General features: G+C 54.6%; 19 protein-coding genes. 13 read left to right on the top strand and 6 right to left on the bottom strand.

Annotated elements, in window-relative coordinates; translation table 11 throughout:
- Positions 1 to 61: 61 nt before the first annotated feature.
- The 3 genes from ACIQ0G_RS03040 to terL are packed head-to-tail and all read left to right on the top strand — an operon-like array spanning position 62 to position 3,207.
- Complete coding sequence (locus ACIQ0G_RS03040) at positions 62 to 1,393, top strand: site-specific DNA-methyltransferase (RefSeq protein WP_397576642.1); 1,332 nt, start codon at positions 62 to 64, stop codon at positions 1,391 to 1,393.
- Positions 1,386 to 1,799 carry a DUF5681 domain-containing protein gene (locus ACIQ0G_RS03035; RefSeq protein WP_397576641.1) on the top strand — a complete coding sequence of 138 codons (414 nt, stop codon included), beginning with the start codon at positions 1,386 to 1,388 and terminating at the stop codon, positions 1,797 to 1,799. Before ACIQ0G_RS03040 ends, ACIQ0G_RS03035 begins: the two co-directional genes overlap by 8 nt.
- Positions 1,786 to 3,207 (top strand): phage terminase large subunit, encoded by a 1,422-nt coding sequence (gene terL, locus ACIQ0G_RS03030; RefSeq protein WP_397576640.1) that lies wholly within the window; start codon positions 1,786 to 1,788, stop codon positions 3,205 to 3,207. Before ACIQ0G_RS03035 ends, terL begins: the two co-directional genes overlap by 14 nt.
- Positions 3,208 to 3,504: 297 nt before the next feature.
- Here terL and ACIQ0G_RS03025 read toward each other — a convergent pair whose 3' ends face one another.
- Positions 3,505 to 4,083 carry a TetR/AcrR family transcriptional regulator gene (locus ACIQ0G_RS03025; protein WP_397576639.1) on the bottom strand — a complete coding sequence of 193 codons (579 nt, stop codon included), beginning with the start codon at positions 4,081 to 4,083 and terminating at the stop codon, positions 3,505 to 3,507.
- Between the two features lie 140 nt (positions 4,084 to 4,223).
- Between ACIQ0G_RS03025 and ACIQ0G_RS03020 the strand changes: the two genes are divergently transcribed.
- From ACIQ0G_RS03020 to ACIQ0G_RS02990, 7 genes are all read left to right on the top strand, one after another.
- Positions 4,224 to 4,778: an HXXEE domain-containing protein gene (locus tag ACIQ0G_RS03020; RefSeq protein ID WP_397576638.1), complete on the top strand. Its 555-nt coding sequence runs from the start codon at positions 4,224 to 4,226 to the stop codon at positions 4,776 to 4,778.
- The gene (locus ACIQ0G_RS03015) at positions 4,759 to 5,181 is read left to right on the top strand and encodes a DoxX family protein (protein ID WP_397576637.1); all 423 of its coding nucleotides are present in this window, start codon (positions 4,759 to 4,761) and stop codon (positions 5,179 to 5,181) included. The genes ACIQ0G_RS03020 and ACIQ0G_RS03015 overlap by 20 nt, the downstream gene beginning before the upstream one ends.
- Before the next feature lie 43 nt (positions 5,182 to 5,224).
- Positions 5,225 to 6,439: an MFS transporter gene (locus ACIQ0G_RS03010; protein WP_397576636.1), complete on the top strand. Its 1,215-nt coding sequence runs from the start codon at positions 5,225 to 5,227 to the stop codon at positions 6,437 to 6,439.
- A gap of 486 nt (positions 6,440 to 6,925) precedes the next feature.
- A complete protein-coding gene (locus ACIQ0G_RS03005) occupies positions 6,926 to 7,153 on the top strand; it encodes a hypothetical protein (protein WP_397576635.1) in 228 nt (75 codons plus the stop codon).
- Positions 7,154 to 7,219: 66 nt separating this feature from the next.
- Positions 7,220 to 8,458, top strand: coding sequence for a TolC family protein (locus ACIQ0G_RS03000; protein WP_315471419.1), 1,239 nt, complete (start codon positions 7,220 to 7,222; stop codon positions 8,456 to 8,458).
- Positions 8,455 to 9,693, top strand: coding sequence for an efflux RND transporter periplasmic adaptor subunit (locus ACIQ0G_RS02995; protein ID WP_315471418.1), 1,239 nt, complete (start codon positions 8,455 to 8,457; stop codon positions 9,691 to 9,693). The genes ACIQ0G_RS03000 and ACIQ0G_RS02995 overlap by 4 nt, the downstream gene beginning before the upstream one ends.
- A 15-nt stretch (positions 9,694 to 9,708) precedes the next feature.
- Positions 9,709 to 12,870, top strand: a complete 3,162-nt coding sequence (locus ACIQ0G_RS02990; RefSeq protein ID WP_315471417.1) for a CusA/CzcA family heavy metal efflux RND transporter — start codon at positions 9,709 to 9,711, stop codon at positions 12,868 to 12,870.
- 203 nt (positions 12,871 to 13,073) lie between these two features.
- Here ACIQ0G_RS02990 and ACIQ0G_RS02985 read toward each other — a convergent pair whose 3' ends face one another.
- Genes ACIQ0G_RS02985 through ACIQ0G_RS02965 form a run of 5 tightly spaced genes read right to left on the bottom strand, consistent with a single transcriptional unit; the run spans position 13,074 to position 17,783 of the window.
- Positions 13,074 to 13,598, bottom strand: a complete 525-nt coding sequence (locus tag ACIQ0G_RS02985; RefSeq protein WP_397576634.1) for a YybH family protein — start codon at positions 13,596 to 13,598, stop codon at positions 13,074 to 13,076.
- 41 nt (positions 13,599 to 13,639) lie between these two features.
- Positions 13,640 to 14,566 (bottom strand): copper homeostasis membrane protein CopD, encoded by a 927-nt coding sequence (copD, locus tag ACIQ0G_RS02980; RefSeq protein ID WP_397576633.1) that lies wholly within the window; start codon positions 14,564 to 14,566, stop codon positions 13,640 to 13,642.
- A gap of 9 nt (positions 14,567 to 14,575) precedes the next feature.
- On the bottom strand, positions 14,576 to 14,965 hold the full coding sequence (gene copC / locus ACIQ0G_RS02975) for a copper homeostasis periplasmic binding protein CopC (protein WP_397576632.1): 390 nt from the start codon (positions 14,963 to 14,965) through the stop codon (positions 14,576 to 14,578).
- Positions 14,966 to 14,982: 17 nt separating this feature from the next.
- Positions 14,983 to 16,005: a copper resistance protein B gene (locus tag ACIQ0G_RS02970; RefSeq protein ID WP_397576631.1), complete on the bottom strand. Its 1,023-nt coding sequence runs from the start codon at positions 16,003 to 16,005 to the stop codon at positions 14,983 to 14,985.
- Entirely contained in the window at positions 16,002 to 17,783 is a 1,782-nt protein-coding gene (locus tag ACIQ0G_RS02965) for a copper resistance system multicopper oxidase (protein ID WP_397576630.1), read from the bottom strand. The genes ACIQ0G_RS02970 and ACIQ0G_RS02965 overlap by 4 nt, the downstream gene beginning before the upstream one ends.
- A 74-nt stretch (positions 17,784 to 17,857) precedes the next feature.
- On the opposite strand from ACIQ0G_RS02965, the gene ACIQ0G_RS02960 reads away from it, so the two are divergent.
- From ACIQ0G_RS02960 to ACIQ0G_RS02950, 3 genes are all read left to right on the top strand, one after another.
- A complete protein-coding gene (locus tag ACIQ0G_RS02960; RefSeq protein ID WP_397576629.1) occupies positions 17,858 to 18,130 on the top strand; it encodes a metal-sensitive transcriptional regulator in 273 nt (90 codons plus the stop codon).
- 347 nt (positions 18,131 to 18,477) lie between these two features.
- Positions 18,478 to 18,909, top strand: a complete 432-nt coding sequence (locus tag ACIQ0G_RS02955; protein ID WP_397576628.1) for a DUF2924 domain-containing protein — start codon at positions 18,478 to 18,480, stop codon at positions 18,907 to 18,909.
- Between the two features lies 1 nt (position 18,910).
- Positions 18,911 to 20,032: recombinase family protein (locus ACIQ0G_RS02950; protein WP_397576627.1), on the top strand; the 1,122-nt coding region annotated here is incomplete at its 3' end.

Here is a 20,032-nt window from a genome sequence, read left to right as displayed (position 1 = left end):
ATGTGGCCATGGCAGAGCCGATCTCCTTGCTCCATCAACCCGATGATTAAGGTGAATTCTCATGCATACACAATCTGAAATCCCCGCAATAAAGCTTCCGCAACCAAAGCTGATTAGTATCGATAAGCTGCGCCCAGCGCCGCGCAATGCAAGGACCCATTCCAAGAAGCAGCTTCGCCTGATTGCCGATAGCATTCGTGCCTTCGGTTTTACCAATCCGGTGCTGGTCGACGGTAGTGGACAGGTTATTGCCGGTCACGGCCGCCTGGCAGCAGCGCAAACACTTGGCCTTACCCAAGTCCCAACGCTGCAGATTGACTGGTTAAGCCCACAACAGCAGCGCGCTTATGTGCTTGCCGACAACCGGCTCGCCGAAAAGGCTGGTTGGGACAAGGAGCTGTTAGCTTTGGAACTTGGCGAGCTTAGTGATTTTGAAATTGATATAACGCTAACTGGCTTCGACCTGCGCGAGATTGAACTCATCATGGATGCTGGCGATAGCCCGGTGACCGAGGATGACGTGCCAGTCATAGAAGCTGGTCCGGCAGTTTGCCGGCCCGGTGACCTATGGCAACTTGGACGGCACCGGCTACTGTGCGGCGATGCGCTCGATCATGCGAGTTATAAGCAACTTATGGGACGGGAGAAAGCCAGGCTGATCGTTACCGACCCGCCTTACAATGTTCCTATCGCCGGCCACGTCTCTGGCCTCGGCAAGGTTCGCCACCGCGAGTTTGTGCAGGGCTGTGGCGAACTCAGCGAAGCAGCGTTCACGCGCTTTCTTGAGCAGTCCCTTGCCGCAATGGCCAAAGTCAGCCGCGACGGTTCGCTCCATTATGTGTTTATGGATTGGCGGCATCTACCTGAACTTCTGGGTGCGGGCAGCGCAGTCTATGACGACTGGCTCAACCTGTGTGTATGGGCCAAGAGCAATGCGGGCATGGGATCGCTCTACAGGTCCCAGCACGAGCTGGTGGCGGTATTCAAAAAGGGTAAGCGGCCGCATATCAACAATGTTGAGCTTGGCAGTAATGGTCGGCACCGTTCCAATGTCTGGAACCATGCTGGGGCAAACAGTTTTTCGAACGCGCGTTCAGAGGAACTTGGCTGGCACCCTACGGTCAAGCCTGCGGAAATGATCAGCGATATCCTCAAAGATGCCAGCGACCGGGACGATATTGTCTTAGATGGTTTTGGTGGCTCTGGAACTACGTTGATTGCAGCAGAGCATAGCGGGCGCACAGCGCGGCTTCTTGAGCTTGACCCGCTCTATTGTGATGTGATCCTCCGCCGCTTCTTGAACGCCTTCGGGCAGATGCCTGTGCTTATAGAGACAGGTGAAGCTTTTGCAGCGCGTGAACAGCTGGCCAACAAGGGAGGTAATCATGACTGATGCTTCCAATGAACAAGGGCGGAGTGATCAGGACGCGGTTGGATATGGTAAGCCGCCCAAGCACAGTCAGTTCAAAAAAGGGCAGTCGGGCAATCCCAAAGGTCGCCCTCGGGGTAAGCGCAACATGGCGAGCCTTGTTGCCGAAGTGCTTGCACAGAAGGTGACGGTCACTGCCAATGGAAAACGCAAACGCGTAAGCTCCGAGACTGCCTTACTGTTGCGCCTGCGTGAAAAGGCGCTTGGCGGAGACCTAAGGGCCCTTCAGATAATGCTATCGCTGAGGTCTGCACATATCCCCGATGCAGAAAGCACTGCAGATCATGGGCTGATGGCAGCAGAAGACATCGCGATCCTGGCCAGCGCAGGGCTTATTGACCTTCCGGAGACCAGCAATGATAGGGCATGATCCGCGGCTGCTACAGGCGTTGCTGCGTCAGGACCTTTACCGGTTCGTCATGAAGGCGTTTGCCACGGTCAGTCCAGGCGAGCCGTTCTTGCCTAACTGGCATCTTATGGCAATCTGCCATCATCTGGAACTGGTCCGGCAGGGCAAGATCAAACGGCTACGGATTGAAGTGCCGCCGCGTTCGCTGAAGTCCGTATGCGCGTCCGTTGCCTTCCCTGCATTTTTTCTGGGGCATGATCCTACCGCCAAGATTATCACGGCGAGCTATTCTGCTGACCTTGCCGCCAAGCATGCGGGGGACTGCCGCGCTGTAATGCAGGCGCAATGGTACCGTGAGCTGTTCCCGAACACTCGGATAAGCCCTGCCAAGAACCAGGAAGCAAACTACGAAACCACGAAGCGTGGTTACCGTTACGCGACCTCTGTTGGTGGAACACTTACAGGTCGCGGCGGCAACCTCATTATCATTGATGATCCGCTGAAGCCTGAAGATGCGATGTCGCAGACAAAGCGCGAGGCTGTGAATGGTTGGTATAGCCGAACCCTCCTGTCCCGGCTTAACAACAAGGCGAACGACGCAATCATTCTTGTACAGCAGCGCCTGCACATGGATGATCTGGCAGGGCATGTTGAGGAGCTCGATGATTGGGTTACACTGAGATTGCCAGCTATTGCCGAGGAGGATGCGCAGGTCCCTATAGGACGAGGCAAGGTGCACGAACGCAAGGCAGGTGACATCCTCCACCCCGCGCGTGAAACGCTGGCGGTTCTCGAAGGGCTTAAGCTGGCACTAGGCTCGACGATCTTCTCGGCGCAGTACCAACAGTGCCCGGTTCCGCCCGATGGTGAAGTTGTGAAGTGGGCCTGGTTTAAGCGCTACGCGGCTGCGCCACCGCAACATGCAATGACTATCTGCCAGTCATGGGATACAGCCTCAAAGGCAGACGAACAGCATGACTTTAGCGTATGCACAACATGGGGTGTGACAGGGGGTGACCTTTATCTTCTCGACGTCGATCGGGCGCGGCGAGATTTTCCATCGCTAAAGCGGCGTATTGTTGAACTGGCGACCCAATGGAACGCCCGCAATATCATCATTGAAGATAAAGGGTCAGGCACATCCCTCATCCAGCAGCTGCGCACCGAGCATCATGGCACGCCTTATCCCACCGCGTTCCTGCCAAGGGATGACAAAATAACCCGTTTGCATGCGCAATCAGCCCGTATCGAAGCTGGCCATGTGTGGTTGCCGGAGCGGGCGCCTTGGCTTGAGGATCTTCGGGCTGAGATCGCGAGCTTTCCGCACGGTCGTCACGATGACCAGGTCGACTCTATCAGTCAGTTTCTAAGCTGGCATTTCGATATGCGGTCGCGGTGCGTGCAGTTTGCGAGGATAGGGGGAGTGTGATGCCGGTGCTCAACAGGTCGTTCGCTTATACCAAAAAGAAGGACCGCTGTGCGCCCAATTGCAGACATTCCAGCGCGCTTGCTGAAAGCGCGAAAGCAGACGCAATTTTAGAAAAGACCGGATTACCCAAAATGGATGGGAAGCGGACACGCGGCTTTAAGGACATCGAGGTCAATAGCAGCCGCTCCCAAAGTTTGGGTGACCGCTGCTTTGCAACGACTAGTAGCTGTTAGTGTCGTATTAGTACCTACCGAAAGTGTTTCAAATTTGCTGTTAAGTATATAAAAAACGTTGGAATTATATGGCGCCGCGACATAAGGGCATCGCCTCGTTGACCACTTTGTGAGCATCTTCCCACTTCAACCCCAATGAACAAAGAGCGTGAACGACAAGCTCCGCAACTCGAAATTCTGCCTCCTCCGATGGCTGCTCGATAATGTGCCGGATCCCCGCCGAAACAATACCTAGTATGATAATGAGGGAGGCTTCGATTGAAGTCAGCCTAAAGCGGCTACTTTCTATGCCATTTTGCAATGTAAAATGAACAGGTGCATTCATAGGCGAGTTCACATCAGTCGGGTTGTTCATCAATGTGACTAGGATTTGCGCTCTGTTTGGTTGTTCAGTAGCCAAAAGAAGGAATAAGCACATCGCAACGGCCAAGTGGCTTGCTGGATCGGCACTTAACGACTTAATTCCTGCGATCCTTGACCGCATGTCTTGGCGAATTTCGAAGGCGATCTGATTGGCCACATCGGCCTTATCGATAAAGTGATTGTAGAATGTACCTTTTGCCACGCCTGCCCGAGCGGTCACTTCGTCGACTGACACAGCAGCATAGCCATGCCGGCCAAACAATTCCTCGGCTGCATCCATGATTGCACGGCGATTAGCGGTGCGGCGTAATCCGCGATATTTTTGAGATCGAGGCATTGCCCAATCGTTCTGTCTCTAATTGACTGGATAGTCAATTAGTAAGCGCATACGTACATTCTGGTTCTTCAAGGAATTAAACCATGCCACGTATGTCATTCAATACAGCTCTCCTTCTCGCGCCACTTGCATATGCAATTCATCACGCAGAAGAGCATTTGATTTTCAATTTTCGGGCGTGGCGGCTTAAATACTTTCCAGATAACAATGCTCTAAGCACAGAAGCCATTCTTGCTGTGCTAGTCTCGGTCGGCCTAATATATTTGTTACTTCATGCTACGATCCGCACCCGAGTAAGCGCTTGGGTAGTTTTAATCTTCTTGATGGCTACTCAAGTGCATAACGCAATCTTTCACCTAGGTACCACCATCATATTCAAAGACTTCAGTCCGGGCCTAATAACCGCTCTGGTCCTGTACCTTCCGGTAAACGGTCTCATTGCTTGGGCCGCTTTGAAGGAAAATTGGGTAAGTCGTGAACAGCTTGCAGCGATATTTGTAACCGGAGGTGTCCTTTTTTGGGCATTTGAATATGTGGGGCCGTTAGTGCTGCTAGGCGCCACCCTTGCAACATGGCTCTGGGCGCTCGCTTCAAAATTTCGAAATCCGCAGCATACCGATGGTCTTACGAATGTTTGATCGTTCTGGCTCCATGCAGCCAAAATGGGGGCTATCGCTTGCATGGTCACTGCAAATAATTCTGGCCGCTGTTTTTACATTCACGGCCAGTCGCAAATTCCTTGCAGACCCGTTGCCAGTTGCCACGGTGGAAGCCTTAGGCACAGGCCAATGGTTGCGCGTGGTAATAGGCGTAGCGGAGCTGGCCGGTGCTATTGGCTTGTTAATACCTAGTTTAGCAAGAGTTGCAGCGGCTTGTTTAGCAACGTTGATGCTCGGTGCCATCGGGACACATGTTCTAGTGATAGGGGGAAGCCCTATACCAGCCGCTGCACTTTTTGTCGCAAGCAGCTTAATTGTCTTTCTTCGTAGAGGGCGCGCCAGACACAGTGGAGATCAAGCACAGGGCGTAGGTTCCAAATGAAGCCACAGATTAGTCTGACTTTTTTTTAGGGTACGTTGATCCGATGGAACAATTGGCCAACATAAAGGATGAATTCCGAGACGGTTGGCGCATCGTGTTGGGGGCAGCAATTGCAGCCGGAACGGGTCTCGCCGCAGTATTGCTCAACTTCTCAATGTTTGTTCTGCCGCTGGCGCAGGAATTAAATGTTAGTCGAGGCGAGGTAGCATCTGCCCAAGCCCTAATCGTTACTGCTGCGTTGGGCGCACCGGTCTTTGGTCGTATATCGGACCGGTTTGGAGTACGGACCGTTTTCGTTATTTGCACACTAGTAGCGGCTAGCGTATATTTCTTGGCCGCCGCTTTCGCCAGCAATCTATTCCACATTGGGATGACCGTTGCAGCAATTGGGTTCTTTGGGATTGGGTCAACCGCGGTGGTTTTAAGCCGACCGATTACTGAGCATTTTATAGCCCACCGAGGTAAGGCCCTTGGATTGATGGCAGTAGGTACCACGGTAGTCACAATAGCTACCACACCTGTATTGCAGTGGCTTTTGGAAACTTGGGGATGGCGGCCGTCATTCTTGAGTTTTGCAGTTGCTTCAGTTCTAATTGGCATTCCAGCTGTTCTTCTGCTGTTTCCTAAATCAGCAACATTGCACAAGGCAGGCACTTCGCTCAAATCATCACGGGAAGATAATCAAAACTTCATGTTCGAGCGGGATTTTTGGCTGCTGGCACTGTCATTAATCACTATGAGTTTAGCGACTGCCGGAATGGTTAGCCAGCTGGTACCTGTCATTGTGGACGAGGGGGTAGATGCAGGAACAGCTATACTGGCGATTTCATTCTTTGCAGGCGGGCAGTTTGTAGGTAAATTGGCGAGTGGGTGGTTGCTTGACATGTTTGAGCCGCGCAGTGTTTCCTTCATCCTGACACTGGTTCCTATCACGGGCTTTATCGTTTTGCTTGTCACACACGGCATTGTTCCTGCCGCTCTACTCGCCGCTGCATTCATCGGTATGCAACTGGGTGCCGAGGTCGACATATTTGCTTATTTTGTAAGCCATCGTTTCGCGACCGCGAATTATGGCTCTATTTATGGGGCACTGGTTGGCCTCGGGTGGATTGGCAATGTTACTGGTATGCTTTGGATTGGATACGTCTATGACTGGTTCGGCAGTTATGCGCCTTCACAACTTACAGGAATTATCGCGCTAGTCATTTCGGCGACACTCTTTCTTATGGTCAGCCTTCCTGACACCAAAGACGTCTAAGTTGGCACCGTCGGCATGACTGCACCAACAGTGCAATCGCTGCCATGGCAGCCCTTGTATTCAAACAGCCATGCTGAAAATTGCATGCATATTTTAGGCTAGAGCTCGAATGGCTGCATTTCATATTTTTAGACTTTAATTGGTCAGTCCGCTTCCGGCCCAATTGACGACGTTCAAAGCGCACCAAGAAAATCCCGAAAGCGGTCATTGGAGAAGGTCATTGCAAATGGCATGAATTGGGCCGCGAGCTGACTGTCTGCTTCCGAGCCTAATCCTCCCAAAGCGGACGGCCTCCTAATGTTCCGACGGCAGTTTAGGAAGTTGCAAATGACGAACCATTTGACCAAATTGCGAGGCACGACTAAGCGAAAAGCTGTGTCTCATCTACTCGCCCGCTTGATTCTTGTTGTCGCTTTTGTCGCGAGCACGTTTCATGCGCCTGTAATTGCACATGAAGAACCGGGAACCCATCATACAGAACGTGGCGTGAGCATTAGTCATGACGCGATGGCCGACGATCACGGGGACGAAGCGCCTTCGCATGACGGCGCGGGCGACAGTCTGCACCATCATCATTGCCCGACCGCGCTCGACGCGCGCACGGCTAACCTTGCGCCCGCTACAACCTCCGCAAAGGCGCTCTTGTCGTTCCACCGTGCCAACCCGCTGACCTCTTTTAGTCAGGCACCACCCACCGAACCACCCTCTGCCTGAACCGCGCCGTTAGGGCCGGCCTCGCGCCCGGCCCTTTAACGTGTCATTCGGTTCAGGAGTTTTAATATGTTCCCCAAATTGCGCACCGCCTTGTTAGCGGCGGCGCTGGCCTTTCCGTCTACGGCTGCCGTTGCGAAGCCGATCACGCTGGATGAGGCCATAGCCAAGGCCATCGACGCCGCACCATCGATCCGCGCTAGCGCGGCTGAGATAGCCGCTGCACAAGCTGGACGTGTTCAAGCGGGCGTCCGGCCCAACCCAACTATAACCGTCGAAGGCGAAAACCTAGTCGGCAGCGGACCTTATAATGTGTTCGGCCAAGCCGAGATCACTGGAACCTACAGCCAGACGATCGAGCGCGGCGGCAAACGTGACGCGCGTGTCGCCTATTCAGAACGCGACATCGGTGTTGCCGAAGCAACGTTGCGGGTAGTGCGGCTTGAACTTGTCAGCGCTGTCCAGCGTGCGTTTCTCGACGTTGTGATCGCCGGTTATGTCGTCGAGATCGCGGAAACTCGGCTGGGTGTCGAAGTCGAGATGCAGCGCGAGGCTTTGCGGCGTGTGCGCGGATATAAAGACCCCCTGTTCGTCGAGACGAGCGCATCGGCACGGGTAACGCAAGCGCGGCTTAATCTGACCGAGGCACAGGCGCGCCAGCAGGGAGCGCGCGCGGCGCTTGCCGCGTATTGGAACGGTCGGCCTGAGGATGTCGAAACGGTCGGTGACGTTTTAGCGGGTATTCCAGCAGCGCGTGAACTTGCGACTGCCGATGAGGAACTTGCGCAGTCCGAGGTCGCGAGGGCGTCGGCAGCAGTGGCAGTGGAACAGACGCGGGCGCGACCGGATTACACTGTCAATGGAGGGGCGCGATTCCTGCGCGGGACCAATGATGTGGCACTGGTTGCGGGTGTTACGATTCCTTTGGGACGCTTCGACCGCAATCAGGGCAATATCGCCAAGGCGCAGGCCGAAAAACTGCGCATCGAACTGACTGCCGAGGCTGAGCGGCTTGACCGGCTACGCCGTCTGGCCAGTCTTGGGGCGGAAGCCGACGCTGCGCGTGCGCGTGCGGATGCCATCGTCCGCGAGGTTTACCCGCAGACGACCAAGGCACTCCGCCAAGTGCGCGATGGCTATGCGCGCGGCGGCTTCACGTTCCGCGATATGCAGGGTGCCGCTGATGCCATTGTGGAGGCGCAGGCTGAATGGCTCGATGCCGTTATTCGCACCCGTGATCTTCAAACAGAAATAGACCGGCTGACCGGACGCTTTGACGCCGCTGCCGACAGGGGGACTAATCCATGAAAAAGACAATCATCACCCGGCTTGCCGTAGCGCTTTTTATCATCGCACCTTTGGCAGCCTGTAACAGCAGCAGCGAACCCGCCGAGGAGCATGGCGAGGAAGGCGAACCAGCGAAAGGGCCGCACAACGGCCGACTTTTGAAAGATGGCGACTTCGCGGTTGAAATAACCATCTTCGAGGACGGTGTGCCGCCGCAGTTCCGGGTTTATCCGACAAAGGACGGCAAACCAGTCGATGCCAAGACCGTGCAATTGACAGTGACGCTCAAGCGGCTGGGCGGTGAGGTCAATACGTTCCCGTTCAAGGCCGAGAAGGACTATCTGACAGGCCAAGGCGTGGTCGAGGAACCCCACAGCTTCGATGTCGAGGTTGTCGCGGTCGAAGGCGGCAAACGCCATGTCTGGCGTTATGCGAGCCCCGAAGGCCGCACACGGATTACGGCTGATGCCGCCAAGGCCGGTGGCATCGAGATTGAGACTGTCGGCCCTGCGACGATCGGTGAGACGCGCGAGCTATATGGGACAGTCCAGTTGGCGACGACCGCACGGTCGGAGATACGCGGACAGTTTCCGGGTCGGATTGTCTCGGTCACAAAACAGGTCGGCGACACTGTGAAGCGGGGCCAGTTGCTCGCGCGTATCGAGTCGAGCGAGTCCTTGCAGGTCTATCCGGTCTATTCGACGGTGAGCGGCGTCGTTGCCGAACGCAATGGCAACCCCGGCGATGTGACCTTTGACCGCGCACTCTACGTCATTACTGACCCTGCGCAGACGACGGTCGTGTTCAATATTTTCCCTAAGGATTTGGGCGCGATCCAGCCCGGCATGGCGGTGCAGATCGATACGATGGAAGGCACGGCAATCGCGGCGGCACGTCTCGGCCAATATCTGCCCGACGGCAATGCCGAAGCAGGCACGGCGCTTATGCGGGCGTCGGTCCCCAATCGAGGTGGGCGGTTGCGTCCCGGTATGGCGCTTCGTGGTCGTGTGACGATCAACGCGGTTAAGGTGCCGTTGGCGGTACGCACCGAAGCCTTGCAACGCTTCCGCGACTTCACGGTGGTCTTTGCCAATTATGGACAGGATTACGAGGTCCGCATGCTGGAACTCGGGCGGAAGTCGCCTGAATGGACCGAGGTGCTTTCGGGCATCAAGCCCGGTACGCCTTATGCCGCTAAGGGAGCCTTTCTCATTCGCGCCGACATCGAAAAGTCGGGCGCGAGCCATGACCATTGATCGGGGATAACTGACATGCTTGCCCGTATCATCGGCTTTTCCATCCGCCAGCGCTGGTTCGTGCTTGCTGTCGTCGCGCTGCTTTGCGCGCTCGGCGTCTATAGCGCGACCAAGCTCCCTATCGACGCTGTACCGGACATCACCAATGTTCAGGTGCAGATCAACACCGAGGCGGAGGGCTTTTCACCGCTCGAAGCCGAACAGCGCATTACCTTTCCCATCGAAACCGCAATCTCTGGTATCCCGAAACTTGCCTATACGCGATCAATCTCACGCTACGGATTGAGTCAAGTAACTGTCGTATTCGAAGACGGCACCGACACCTACTTCGCGCGCCAGCTCGTCAATGAGCGGATCCAGTCGGCGAAGTCGCAACTACCGCCGGGGATTGAGCCGCAGCTTGGTCCTCTTGCAACAGGCCTTGGTGAGATTTTCATGTATGCCGTCGAGCCGAAGCCCGGCGCGCGCAAACCCGATGGTTCAGAATATACCCCAAGCGATTTACGCACGCTTTCCGATTGGGTTGTGCGGCCGCAGATGCGGACAATCCCCGGGGTTGCCGAGGTCAACACCATCGGCGGCTATGCGCGCCAATATCATGTGACACCCAACCCGCAGCAGCTCGCTTCACTCAAATTATCGCTGACGGATATTGTCGAGGCGCTGGAAGCCAACAACGCCAACAAGGGTGCAGGCTACGTCGAGCGTGCAGGCGAACAGATACTGATCCGAGTGCCGGGTCAGGCAAAGGACGAAGCTGATTTGTCGCAGATCATAGTTGCGACGCGCGGCGGTGTCCCGATCCGCATCGGCGATGTCGCCGAGGTCGTTATCGGCTCCGAGCTACGCACAGGAGCGGCGACCGAAAATGGCCGTGAGATCGTGCTTGGCACGATATTCATGCTCACTGGTGAAAATCCGCGTGTGGTTGCGCAAGCCGCAGCCGAGCGACTCAAACAGGCGACAAAATCGCTACCAGCGGGCGTAGTCGCGCACCCGCTCTACGACCGCACCGAATTGGTCGACCGTACCATTGCGACAGTTGAGAAAAACCTCGCCGAAGGTGCGTTACTCGTTGTTGTCGTGCTGTTCCTTCTTTTAGGGAATATCCGCGCTGCCCTTATCACGGCGGCGGTTATCCCTGTTGCTATGCTGATGACGCTGACCGGCATGGTGCAGACGCGGACCTCGGCAAATTTGATGAGTCTGGGAGCACTGGACTTCGGTTTGATTGTCGATGGCGCAGTCATCATTGTCGAGAATTGCTTACGCCGCTTGGGCGAGGCGCAGCATCGGCTTGGCCGCTTGCTGGACCGCGATGAACGCTTTGGGTTGGTCGCAAGCGCTAGTACCGAGGTGATGAAGCCAAGCATTTTCGGCGTTATCATCATCACTGTCGTCTATCTGCCGATCTTTGCACTAACGGGAATCGAAGGCAAAACCTTCCATCCGATGGCGATCACGGTCGTCATGGCACTGACCGCAGCGTTGCTTCTCGCGCTGACCCTCGTTCCCGCCGCTATCGCGCAGTTGGTGACGGGCCGCGTTGAGGAAAAAGAAAACCGTGTGATGAGTTGGCTCAATCGCCAATATGCCCCGTTGCTCGATGCCACTATGAAGCGAGGCAAGCTGATTATCGGCGGCGCTGTGGCGCTTGTCTTGCTTGCGGGCGTAGGCGCCACCCGATTAGGTTCGGAGTTCATTCCCAATCTCGACGAAGGCGATATTGCGATGCACGCGCTACGCATTCCCGGCACGAGCCTTAGCCAAGCGATTGACATGCAACGTGCGCTCGAAGAACGCATCCGCAAATTTCCAGAGGTTGAACGGGTGTTTGCCAAGATCGGCACAGCCGATGTTGCAACCGATCCGATGCCGCCTTCGGTTGCGGATAACTTTATCATGCTGAAAGACCGCAAAGACTGGCCTGATCCGCGCAAACCGCGTGAGCAGCTTGTCGCTGAACTGAACAAAGCTGTCTCGGAAATCCCCGGCAACAATTATGAGTTCACCCAGCCGGTGCAAATGCGGATGAACGAGCTGATTGCAGGCGTCCGTTCCGACGTTGCGGTCAAGCTGTTCGGCGACGACCTGGACCAGTTGCTCGAAAGCGGCGGCGCGGTGGAAGAAGTCGTCGCTTCGGTTTCCGGTGCCGAGGATGTCAAGATCGAGCAAGTGACGGGCCTGCCCGTACTTGCCGTGACCCCCAAACGTGACATGCTCGCACGCTATAGCATCAACATGAGCGACGTGCAGGACGCAGTCGCGACCGCAACCGGCGGACGTGCGGCGGGACAAGTATTCGAGAGCGACCGACGCTTCGATGTCGTCGTCCGGCTTCCTGAAGAGCTACGCACCAACGTCGATGCGCTTGGCAGTCTGCCAATCCCCATTGGCGGCAACGGCGCGGCGGGTTTCGTGCCGCTCGGGCAAGTCGCCGACATAGAGCTTTCGGTCGGCCCTAACCAGATCAGCCGCGAAAATGGCAAACGCCGCGCAGTTATCACTGCAAACGTAAGAGGCCGCGATTTGGGATCGTTCATCGCTGAGCTGCGGACCAAGATTGACGCCGAGGTAACACTCCCCGAGGGGTATTATGTCGAATATGGCGGGACGTTTGAACAATTGCAGTCGGCGGCTACGCGGCTCCAGATTGTCGTGCCGCTCGCATTGCTTTTGATTTTCGGGTTGCTGTTCACGCTGTTCGGCTCAGCCAAAGACGCTGCCACCGTATTCTCGGGCGTTCCGCTCGCACTCACCGGCGGCGTTGCAGCTTTGGCGCTACGCGACATTCCGATGTCGATCTCCGCAGGCGTCGGGTTTATTGCACTGTCTGGCGTTGCTGTGTTGAATGGCGTTGTCATGCTGTCATTTATTAAGGATTTGCGGGAACGCGGGATGGATCTTGATGCTGCAATCCGTGAAGGCGCGCTGACACGGCTGCGTCCGGTTTTGATGACAGCATTAGTCGCTTCATTGGGCTTCGTCCCGATGGCGCTCAATGTAGGCGCAGGGTCAGAAGTGCAACGACCGCTAGCCAGCGTCGTGATTGGCGGGATTATCTCTTCGACGATTCTGACACTGATCGTGCTGCCTGCGCTCTACCGGCTAATCCACGGTCGTGAAAAAAGATCGGTGGGCGAACCGGCAACCATGCAAACTGCAAATCTGGTGTAAGAAACGAAGAGAGTTTGCAGGCATAATCAGTTTCTAAATTGAGATGTTATTCACGCAGAGGGCTATCCTTGCCACTGGCCACATCAGTGGCGGCTGTAAGGATACGTTAGTCGGTAGCCTAACGTCTGCATTTGGGCGCATAGCAGAACGGCCGCAAATAACCTGGCCTTTTGGGATGATTATATTCCCCGAAGTCTTCGACATTATTTGCTCTGAATGGCTGATGATGACCAGTGAATATGAATTATGCGCCACCGCCCTTCGGTTTTGCGCAGCACCATCGTTTCAACCGATCGACTATTAATCGGGCGATCACGGAAGGTTCCTTTTACGAACTCAACGCTCATAACGGATGAGAGGTTTCCGTAGGAAGCGATCGTTTGGCTGACGGGCGTTCTCGTTGTCGCTGCACTGAAGGCCGCGTCGGACTTGAGATGGTGGGTTTCATATTCGGCACGATTTCGTTCGACCCCGCCGGACTCAAAAATGACGACATCTTCAGCCATTAGGTTGAGCGCCGCAGTGGCGTCGTCGCGCTTCAGCGCCGCATGGAACGCATTTACAACGTCAGTTGGCGTATCGAAATTGGCAGTATCCGATTGGAGTGACGGGTTAGTCGCTGATGACATTGCATGAGCTTCAGGATGAACAACTGCCAACATTAATGGGGTCAGGGCTAATCCCAGAAGGCGTGCTGTTCGCACCGCTGAAGCATGTTGGATTTTCATAATCTTCTACCCCTCGTTTTGGTAACCGTAATTGGCAGGATTTAGTGGCCCAACGGAGACATAGTGCCGATGAAAGCAACCAGCCCGAGAACTGCTAAGGCCAATGTGACCTCTGCTGCAAGGCTGGTCCGTAGTTTTGATAAAGTGGAGTTAACATCGTCAGCTGGGGTTTGGTATATTCTTGAATGTCGCCGTCCAAGAATGGCATTCCGCGCAGCGAACAGCAGCATGATGCCAACTAGCGAAATCTTTGCGGCAAACAACCAACCATAATCCGTACTCAACACGTCTGCGCTGTTATCCAAACCGAAAATAAGATGCGCATTAACCAGTCCCGTGAAGCTAACAGCGAAAACCAGAAAAACACCCAGCGGAGCGAACCTATGCATGTCAGAAAGCAAGGCGATAGGTGCGATCATGTCCGGTCTGCGGGAAGCAACGCGGGTCAAATAAACGAACCAGCCAATTGCGCCAAGCCATAAACCAGCCGCCCAAAGATGCGCCGCATCGTTTAACCTGTGTATTGTGCCCAACGTGCCTTCTGTTGCTGCAGCATGGCCGTTCCAAGCAAGCGTGGTGAGGGCCAGCCCAAACAAACAAGCTGCAACTATCGCTCCAAATGTTAATCTGCCAAATAGAATCAAAGTAAAAGCGGCAGCGCTAAGAAGCCCAAGCCGAAATAGAAACGACCATCCAATGCTGGTCGACACCACCATCGCCTCGATTGTGGCCCATTCTAGTTGCCAGACAGGCTGCGCCATCATGGCGGCGATACTCAAAAACATTAATGTGATGGTCAGGACAGGTGCCACCACCGCAGCAACTGCCAGTGCACCATTATTCTTACGCTTAGACTGCTGCGCCAATGTTTCGCGTAACCCGATGCAGCGAAAAGCCGTTATCCCAAATAGACCCAATAACAGCGTGTAATGGGCAAAACGCAATAATGGATATAGCCAGCCGTCCATGGTCACGGATTAGCTGACTTTAAAGCTGACTTTTCCGATCATGCGGTGACCGTCTGCACCGGCCGCCTGCCACCGGACTTCATAGCTTCCTGCACGAAGCGGTTGGCGCAAGCTCAGAGTTAAGGTCCGATTATCGTTTGACCAGCTTGGCGTGAAATTGCGGATTATCATTTCACCATGGTTTTTTACGCCAGGCATGTCAGTCATTACGATGCTGGCAACGGCAGTTGGCGTGAGCATACCTTCAGAGAAGTTTAACTGAACCACTCGCGGCTTCGCGACGGTGGTCCCTTCGGCAGGTGTTGATGACACAATCTTGCTATGCGCTAACGTTGCGGCCGGGCTGACAAGCGCTGCTGAGCCGAGTGCGAGACTGGCAATCAGGGAGAAAAATTTCATAACATTATCCTTTTATCTCAGAACCAGAAACGGACGCCGACAACATAATTTGTGACCGAGGGGACCTCACCCGAGCCCCTTGCAAAATCGGCGCTGCGACCCACACGCCAGCTTTGTTCAACGCCTAAATAAGGTGCAAATTCTCGTGTAATCTCGTACCGAAGCCGGACGCCAGCTTCAACACTGTCGATGCCTGCGCCGATCCCCAAGCGCGGAACGTTTTGTGCAGACAAATTAACTTCTGCCCGCGGCTGTAAAATCAGCCTTCGTGTGATGCGCTGGTCAAGCTCTGCTTCAACGCGCGCCGTGACGTCACCGCGATGCGATACAAACATCGCCGCGTCGACTTCAAACATATACGGCGCTAGCCCCTGCACACCGATAACGGCATGTGTAGTTTTATCTCCTGCCACATCCTGCCGCACACCAAGCTGAAAATCCCAAAAAGGTGCTATTGCGCGCGAATAGAGAGCTTGGACTTCAGCATCTTCAAGCGCCTTGCCGAAACCACCTTCGCCTTCGCTTTTGAACCAGTGGCGGCTTGTCGGTCCGCCATAATAGCCCTGAAAATCCCACAGATAGCCATTATGACCACCGCGAATCTGGGCTTCTAATCGGTCGCCCTGAAACCAGAATACTGGAAATTCACCATGCGATTCCCGCAGACTTTTTCTGGAATCGAACATTGCGTCCGCACCCCAGATTGCGTCAGCTGCGCGCGAAGGACCACTGCCGGCTTCGATGGGTTGTGGGGTTTCCATCATTGGACCTGGTGACACGCCAGTGCTGCTTGCCGTATCGTTCGCAGAACCGTGCTCCATAGCGCCATGGTCCATCATATTGTGGTCCATAGCGGGTGTAGGATTAACAACAGATGGCGAATGACCAGCATGGAGGTCGGCCTTCACTGGTGGGCTGCTCTGCGCTCCGGGAGCAAAGCCTGGCTGTTCATCGTGACCGCCATGGTTTTGCGCACGCGCAGGCACCGATAACAATGCGGTGGCGACTAAGGTAACAGCAATTAGAGGTAATGTGGTCATATTGCGCCCTCTGGACCTACAACCGTTACTGTCTGCATCATGCCGCCATGCATGTGGTAAAGAAGATGACAATGGAATGCCCAGTCCCCCGGCTCATTGGCTGTCAAATCAAACTGGGCACTTGCACCTGGTTGAACCACAACAACATTTTTACGCGGCTGGTGCATAGCGCTTTCGCCATTCACCAGTTCGAAGAACATACCATGCAGGTGAATGGGGTGCGCCATCATCGTGTTGTTCACCAGCTTGACACGCACGCGCTCGTTCCAGGCAAAGCGGATTGGGACGTCGTCAACTGAACTAAACATGCGGCCGTCGAACGACCACATATAGCGTTCCATGTTGCCCGTCAGATGGATCTCCAGTAACCTCGACGGCTCACGTGTATCTTGATTGGGCTCAAGCGCTGACAGCATGCGATAGTTTAACACGCGATGTTTGACGTCCCGCAGCCCTATCCCTGGGTCGCCCATTTTATCGACCGGAGCCATAGACACCATATCGAGGCCAGGGCCAATTTCGACATCGGGTGGCAAAAGCGATTTATCGCGCATGCTCATGCCATCCATGCTGTGGCTCTTAGCGGCATTCGCATCCCCGCCACCGCCATGATGCATTCCTGCATGTCCATCATGCCCTGCCGCCATTTCACTTGCAGTAGGTCCATGGTTCATGCCCATGTCGCCCATGGTTAGCAAAGGTGCATCGCGTAGTGGCGGTACGCTTGCTTTCGCACCGGGGACGGTAGCTAGCATGGCCAGCGCCATACCTGATCGGTCCATAGATTCGGCGACTATTGCATATGCATCAGCCTTGCCCGGCTCGATGATAACGTCATAAGTTTCAGCAGTTGCAATCTGTAGTTCATCAACCTCAACAGGTTTTACGTTCTGCCCATCCGCAGCAATAACCGTCATTGGTAAACCGGAGATACGCAGATTGAAAAAGGTCATGGCGGAGCCATTGATGACGCGCAGGCGGATGCGTTCACCGCGACGGAAGAGATATTCCAAGCCTTCCTCTGCGCCACGTCCGTTGGCAAGATAGGTATATGTAGGCGCACTTACATCAGCGATGTCGGTCGGAAGCATGCGCATTTCTGCCCACATGCGTCTTTCTGCTCCCGACATAGGATATTTGTCGGTCCAGCTTGAGAGTTTGTCGTTGAAATAGCCCTCACCAGTGCGCAGGCGGCTCATTATGAAGTGCGGGTGAAGCGGTGTGAATTCGCTTAACAAGAGGATATAATCGCGATCGTAGCTAACCGGTTCGGCACCAGCAGGTTCAATAATGAGCGGACCATAATGGCCCGATTGTTCCTGCAGATGAGAATGGCTATGATACCAATAAGTGCCAGACTGCCGTATCGGGAAGTTATAGGTGAAGGTCTCGTGCGGTTTAATTCCAGGAAAACTAACTCCCGGAACACCATCATATTGAAATGGAACCAGAAGCCCATGCCAGTGAATTGAGGTGTCCTCGTTCAGATGGTTCGTTACGTTAAGACGGACATTCTGCCCTTCGCGCAGCCGTATAAGCGGTCCCGGCACGCTTCCATTAACCGCGATACCATGACCACTTCGGCCTTGGACATTCCGTCGACCGCCGGCCACCGCAAGGTCAATGATTTCACCACTGACTTCGTCAAAACCGACTCGGATTGGTGGTCCATTGTGCCTGCGCATGCTGTGGCCCTGTGCCCATGCAGGGACAGCTGCCAAAGTTGCGCCAGCACCCAATCCAGCTAATATACCGCGTCGCGTTATGGAGGTATTCATTTACGCTTGCATCCTTCTTAACGGCCGACTTATAAGATACCCCCATAGGGTATATCAATAGAGCATTTACGCTTATGGCCAAAGATCGCAGCAGCACCATTAATCGCTTGAAAAGGATCGAGGGTCAGGTGCGTGGCATCTCTCAGATGGTTGTTGATGACCGCTATTGCATTGATATTCTGCATCAAGTGCAAGCGGTGAAGTCCGCGCTTGCTAAGGTAGAAAGTACAATCCTTAGAGATCATGCATCATGCTGTGTCGCCGATGCAATCGCGTCTGGTGATTTGACCGAGCAGCGCGAAAAGTTTAACGAGCTTATTGACCTGTTTGACAAGGTTAAGCGCTGAATACGGCAATCAATCTAATGGGACGTCCGCTTTTGGATAAGCTAGCTGGATCTACATATGGCCACAGTTGGGCGCAAAGCTGACATCCGTTTCAATGCCTAGGCTAAGCCTCGCCCCACGATTAGGCTTAGTTTAGCCGCCTTAGCTGCCATTACGGCTCTAAGTGCTCAAATAATCTAAATTTCTGCCTACTGAGTGCACAATCCATTCGACTTCTATGCGCAGTCGAGCATTGCTGCTCATGTTCAAGCGCCCCGGCATAAGGCGGCGGCAGACCTGGCAGAGCGATCAGCCGGGCTTTGGGTGGTGGGGCAGCATGATGCTGCATCGATCAAGGAGAACCACCCATGACAAACAGTGTAAGCTTGGAACTGGCCCGCCTTGCTACCATGAAACCTGCCGAACTGCGTTCTCGCTGGCATGAGGTCTATCGCAACGTTGCCCCCAATATTTCTCCTGACCTTCTCCGGCGGGGTATTGCCTATCGGCTGCAAGAAAAGGTGTATGGCAAACTGCCTTCCTACATCAAGCGGGAGCTCGACAGGTTGAATGGGAAGGGCGGAACAAGCGCGCCCAAGCCTTCACGTCTCGGCCCCATATTGCCTGGAACTAGGTTTGTTCGCGAATGGAACGGCAAGACCATCGCAGTAACCGCAACCGAGGGTGGCTTTGAGTGGGATAATGATACCTACGGATCGCTTTCAGAAATTGCGCGTAAGGTCACAGGTGCCCATTGGTCGGGTCCACGCTTCTTTGGCCTGGCCGCGAAGGTAGCCTGATATGGACCGTACAAAGAAAATGGTCCGCTGTGCCATCTACACCCGCAAGTCGACCGAAGATGGGCTTGAGCAGGAGTATAATAGCCTAGATGCCCAATATGATGCCTGTGCCGCTTATGCCTTAAGCCAGCGTCACGAAGGCTGGACAGTGGTGAAGGACCGCTACGATGATGGCGGGTTCTCGGGCGGCAATCTGGAGCGTCCAGGTCTTAAACGGCTGTTGGCAGATATCGAAGCAGGCAAAGTCGATATTATTCTGCTCTACAAGATTGACCGGCTGACCCGCTCGCTCTCAGACTTTGCAAAGATCGTAGACATACTCGACCGCAAGGGCGCAAGCTTTGTGTCGATTACCCAGTCGTTCAACACTACGACAAGTATGGGCAGGCTGACGCTCAACATGCTTTTGTCCTTTGCCCAGTTCGAACGTGAGGTGACCGGCGAGCGTATCCGCGACAAGATCTATGCGTCAAAACGCAAAGGCATTTGGATGGGTGGCCCAGTTCCGCTGGGATATGACGTCATCGACCGGAAGTTGGTGGTCAATGCGGTCGAAGCCGAACAGGTCCGGCACATCATGCAACTTTACCTCAAAGCAAGTTCAGTTCCTGAACTGGTCGACGAATTGGCCAAGAACGACAGCCATACCAAAATACAGCAGCGCAAAGATGGCGGGACGAGAGGCGGGGTCCACTTCAAGCGCGGTAATCTTTATCACCTTCTGTCCAATCGCATCTATCGCGGCATGACCGTGCATAAGGGTGAGGCCTTCGAAGGCGAGCATGAAGCCATCGTTGCTGAAGAGCTGTGGGACCAAGTTCAAGTCAAATTGGCAAAGCAAGGGCAGGGCGGCAGCTCGCGCAAGGTCAGCGCCAGAACAGGTGTGCTGGCTGGTCTGATTTACAATGCGGAAGGAACGCCGATGGTTCTGACTCATACGCAAAAGGGTAATCGAAGGTTCCATTATTACGCTAATCGGTACGAATCCCTGGGAGACTGCAGAGCCTCACGTGTCAGTGCACGAGATATCGAAGGCATAGTCCTTGGCCAGATCTCGCAAACATTAGCGTCGGGCAGCCAAATACAGAGTATGATGCTGGACGGCACATACAAAGCCGACCAA

Source organism: Sphingorhabdus sp. (assembly GCF_044354325.1).
In the GTDB taxonomy this organism is placed as follows: Bacteria; Pseudomonadota; Alphaproteobacteria; order Sphingomonadales; family Sphingomonadaceae; genus Sphingorhabdus_B.
The sequence above is the reverse complement of the archived record's forward strand: the minus strand, read 5'-3'. Positions and strand labels throughout refer to the sequence as shown.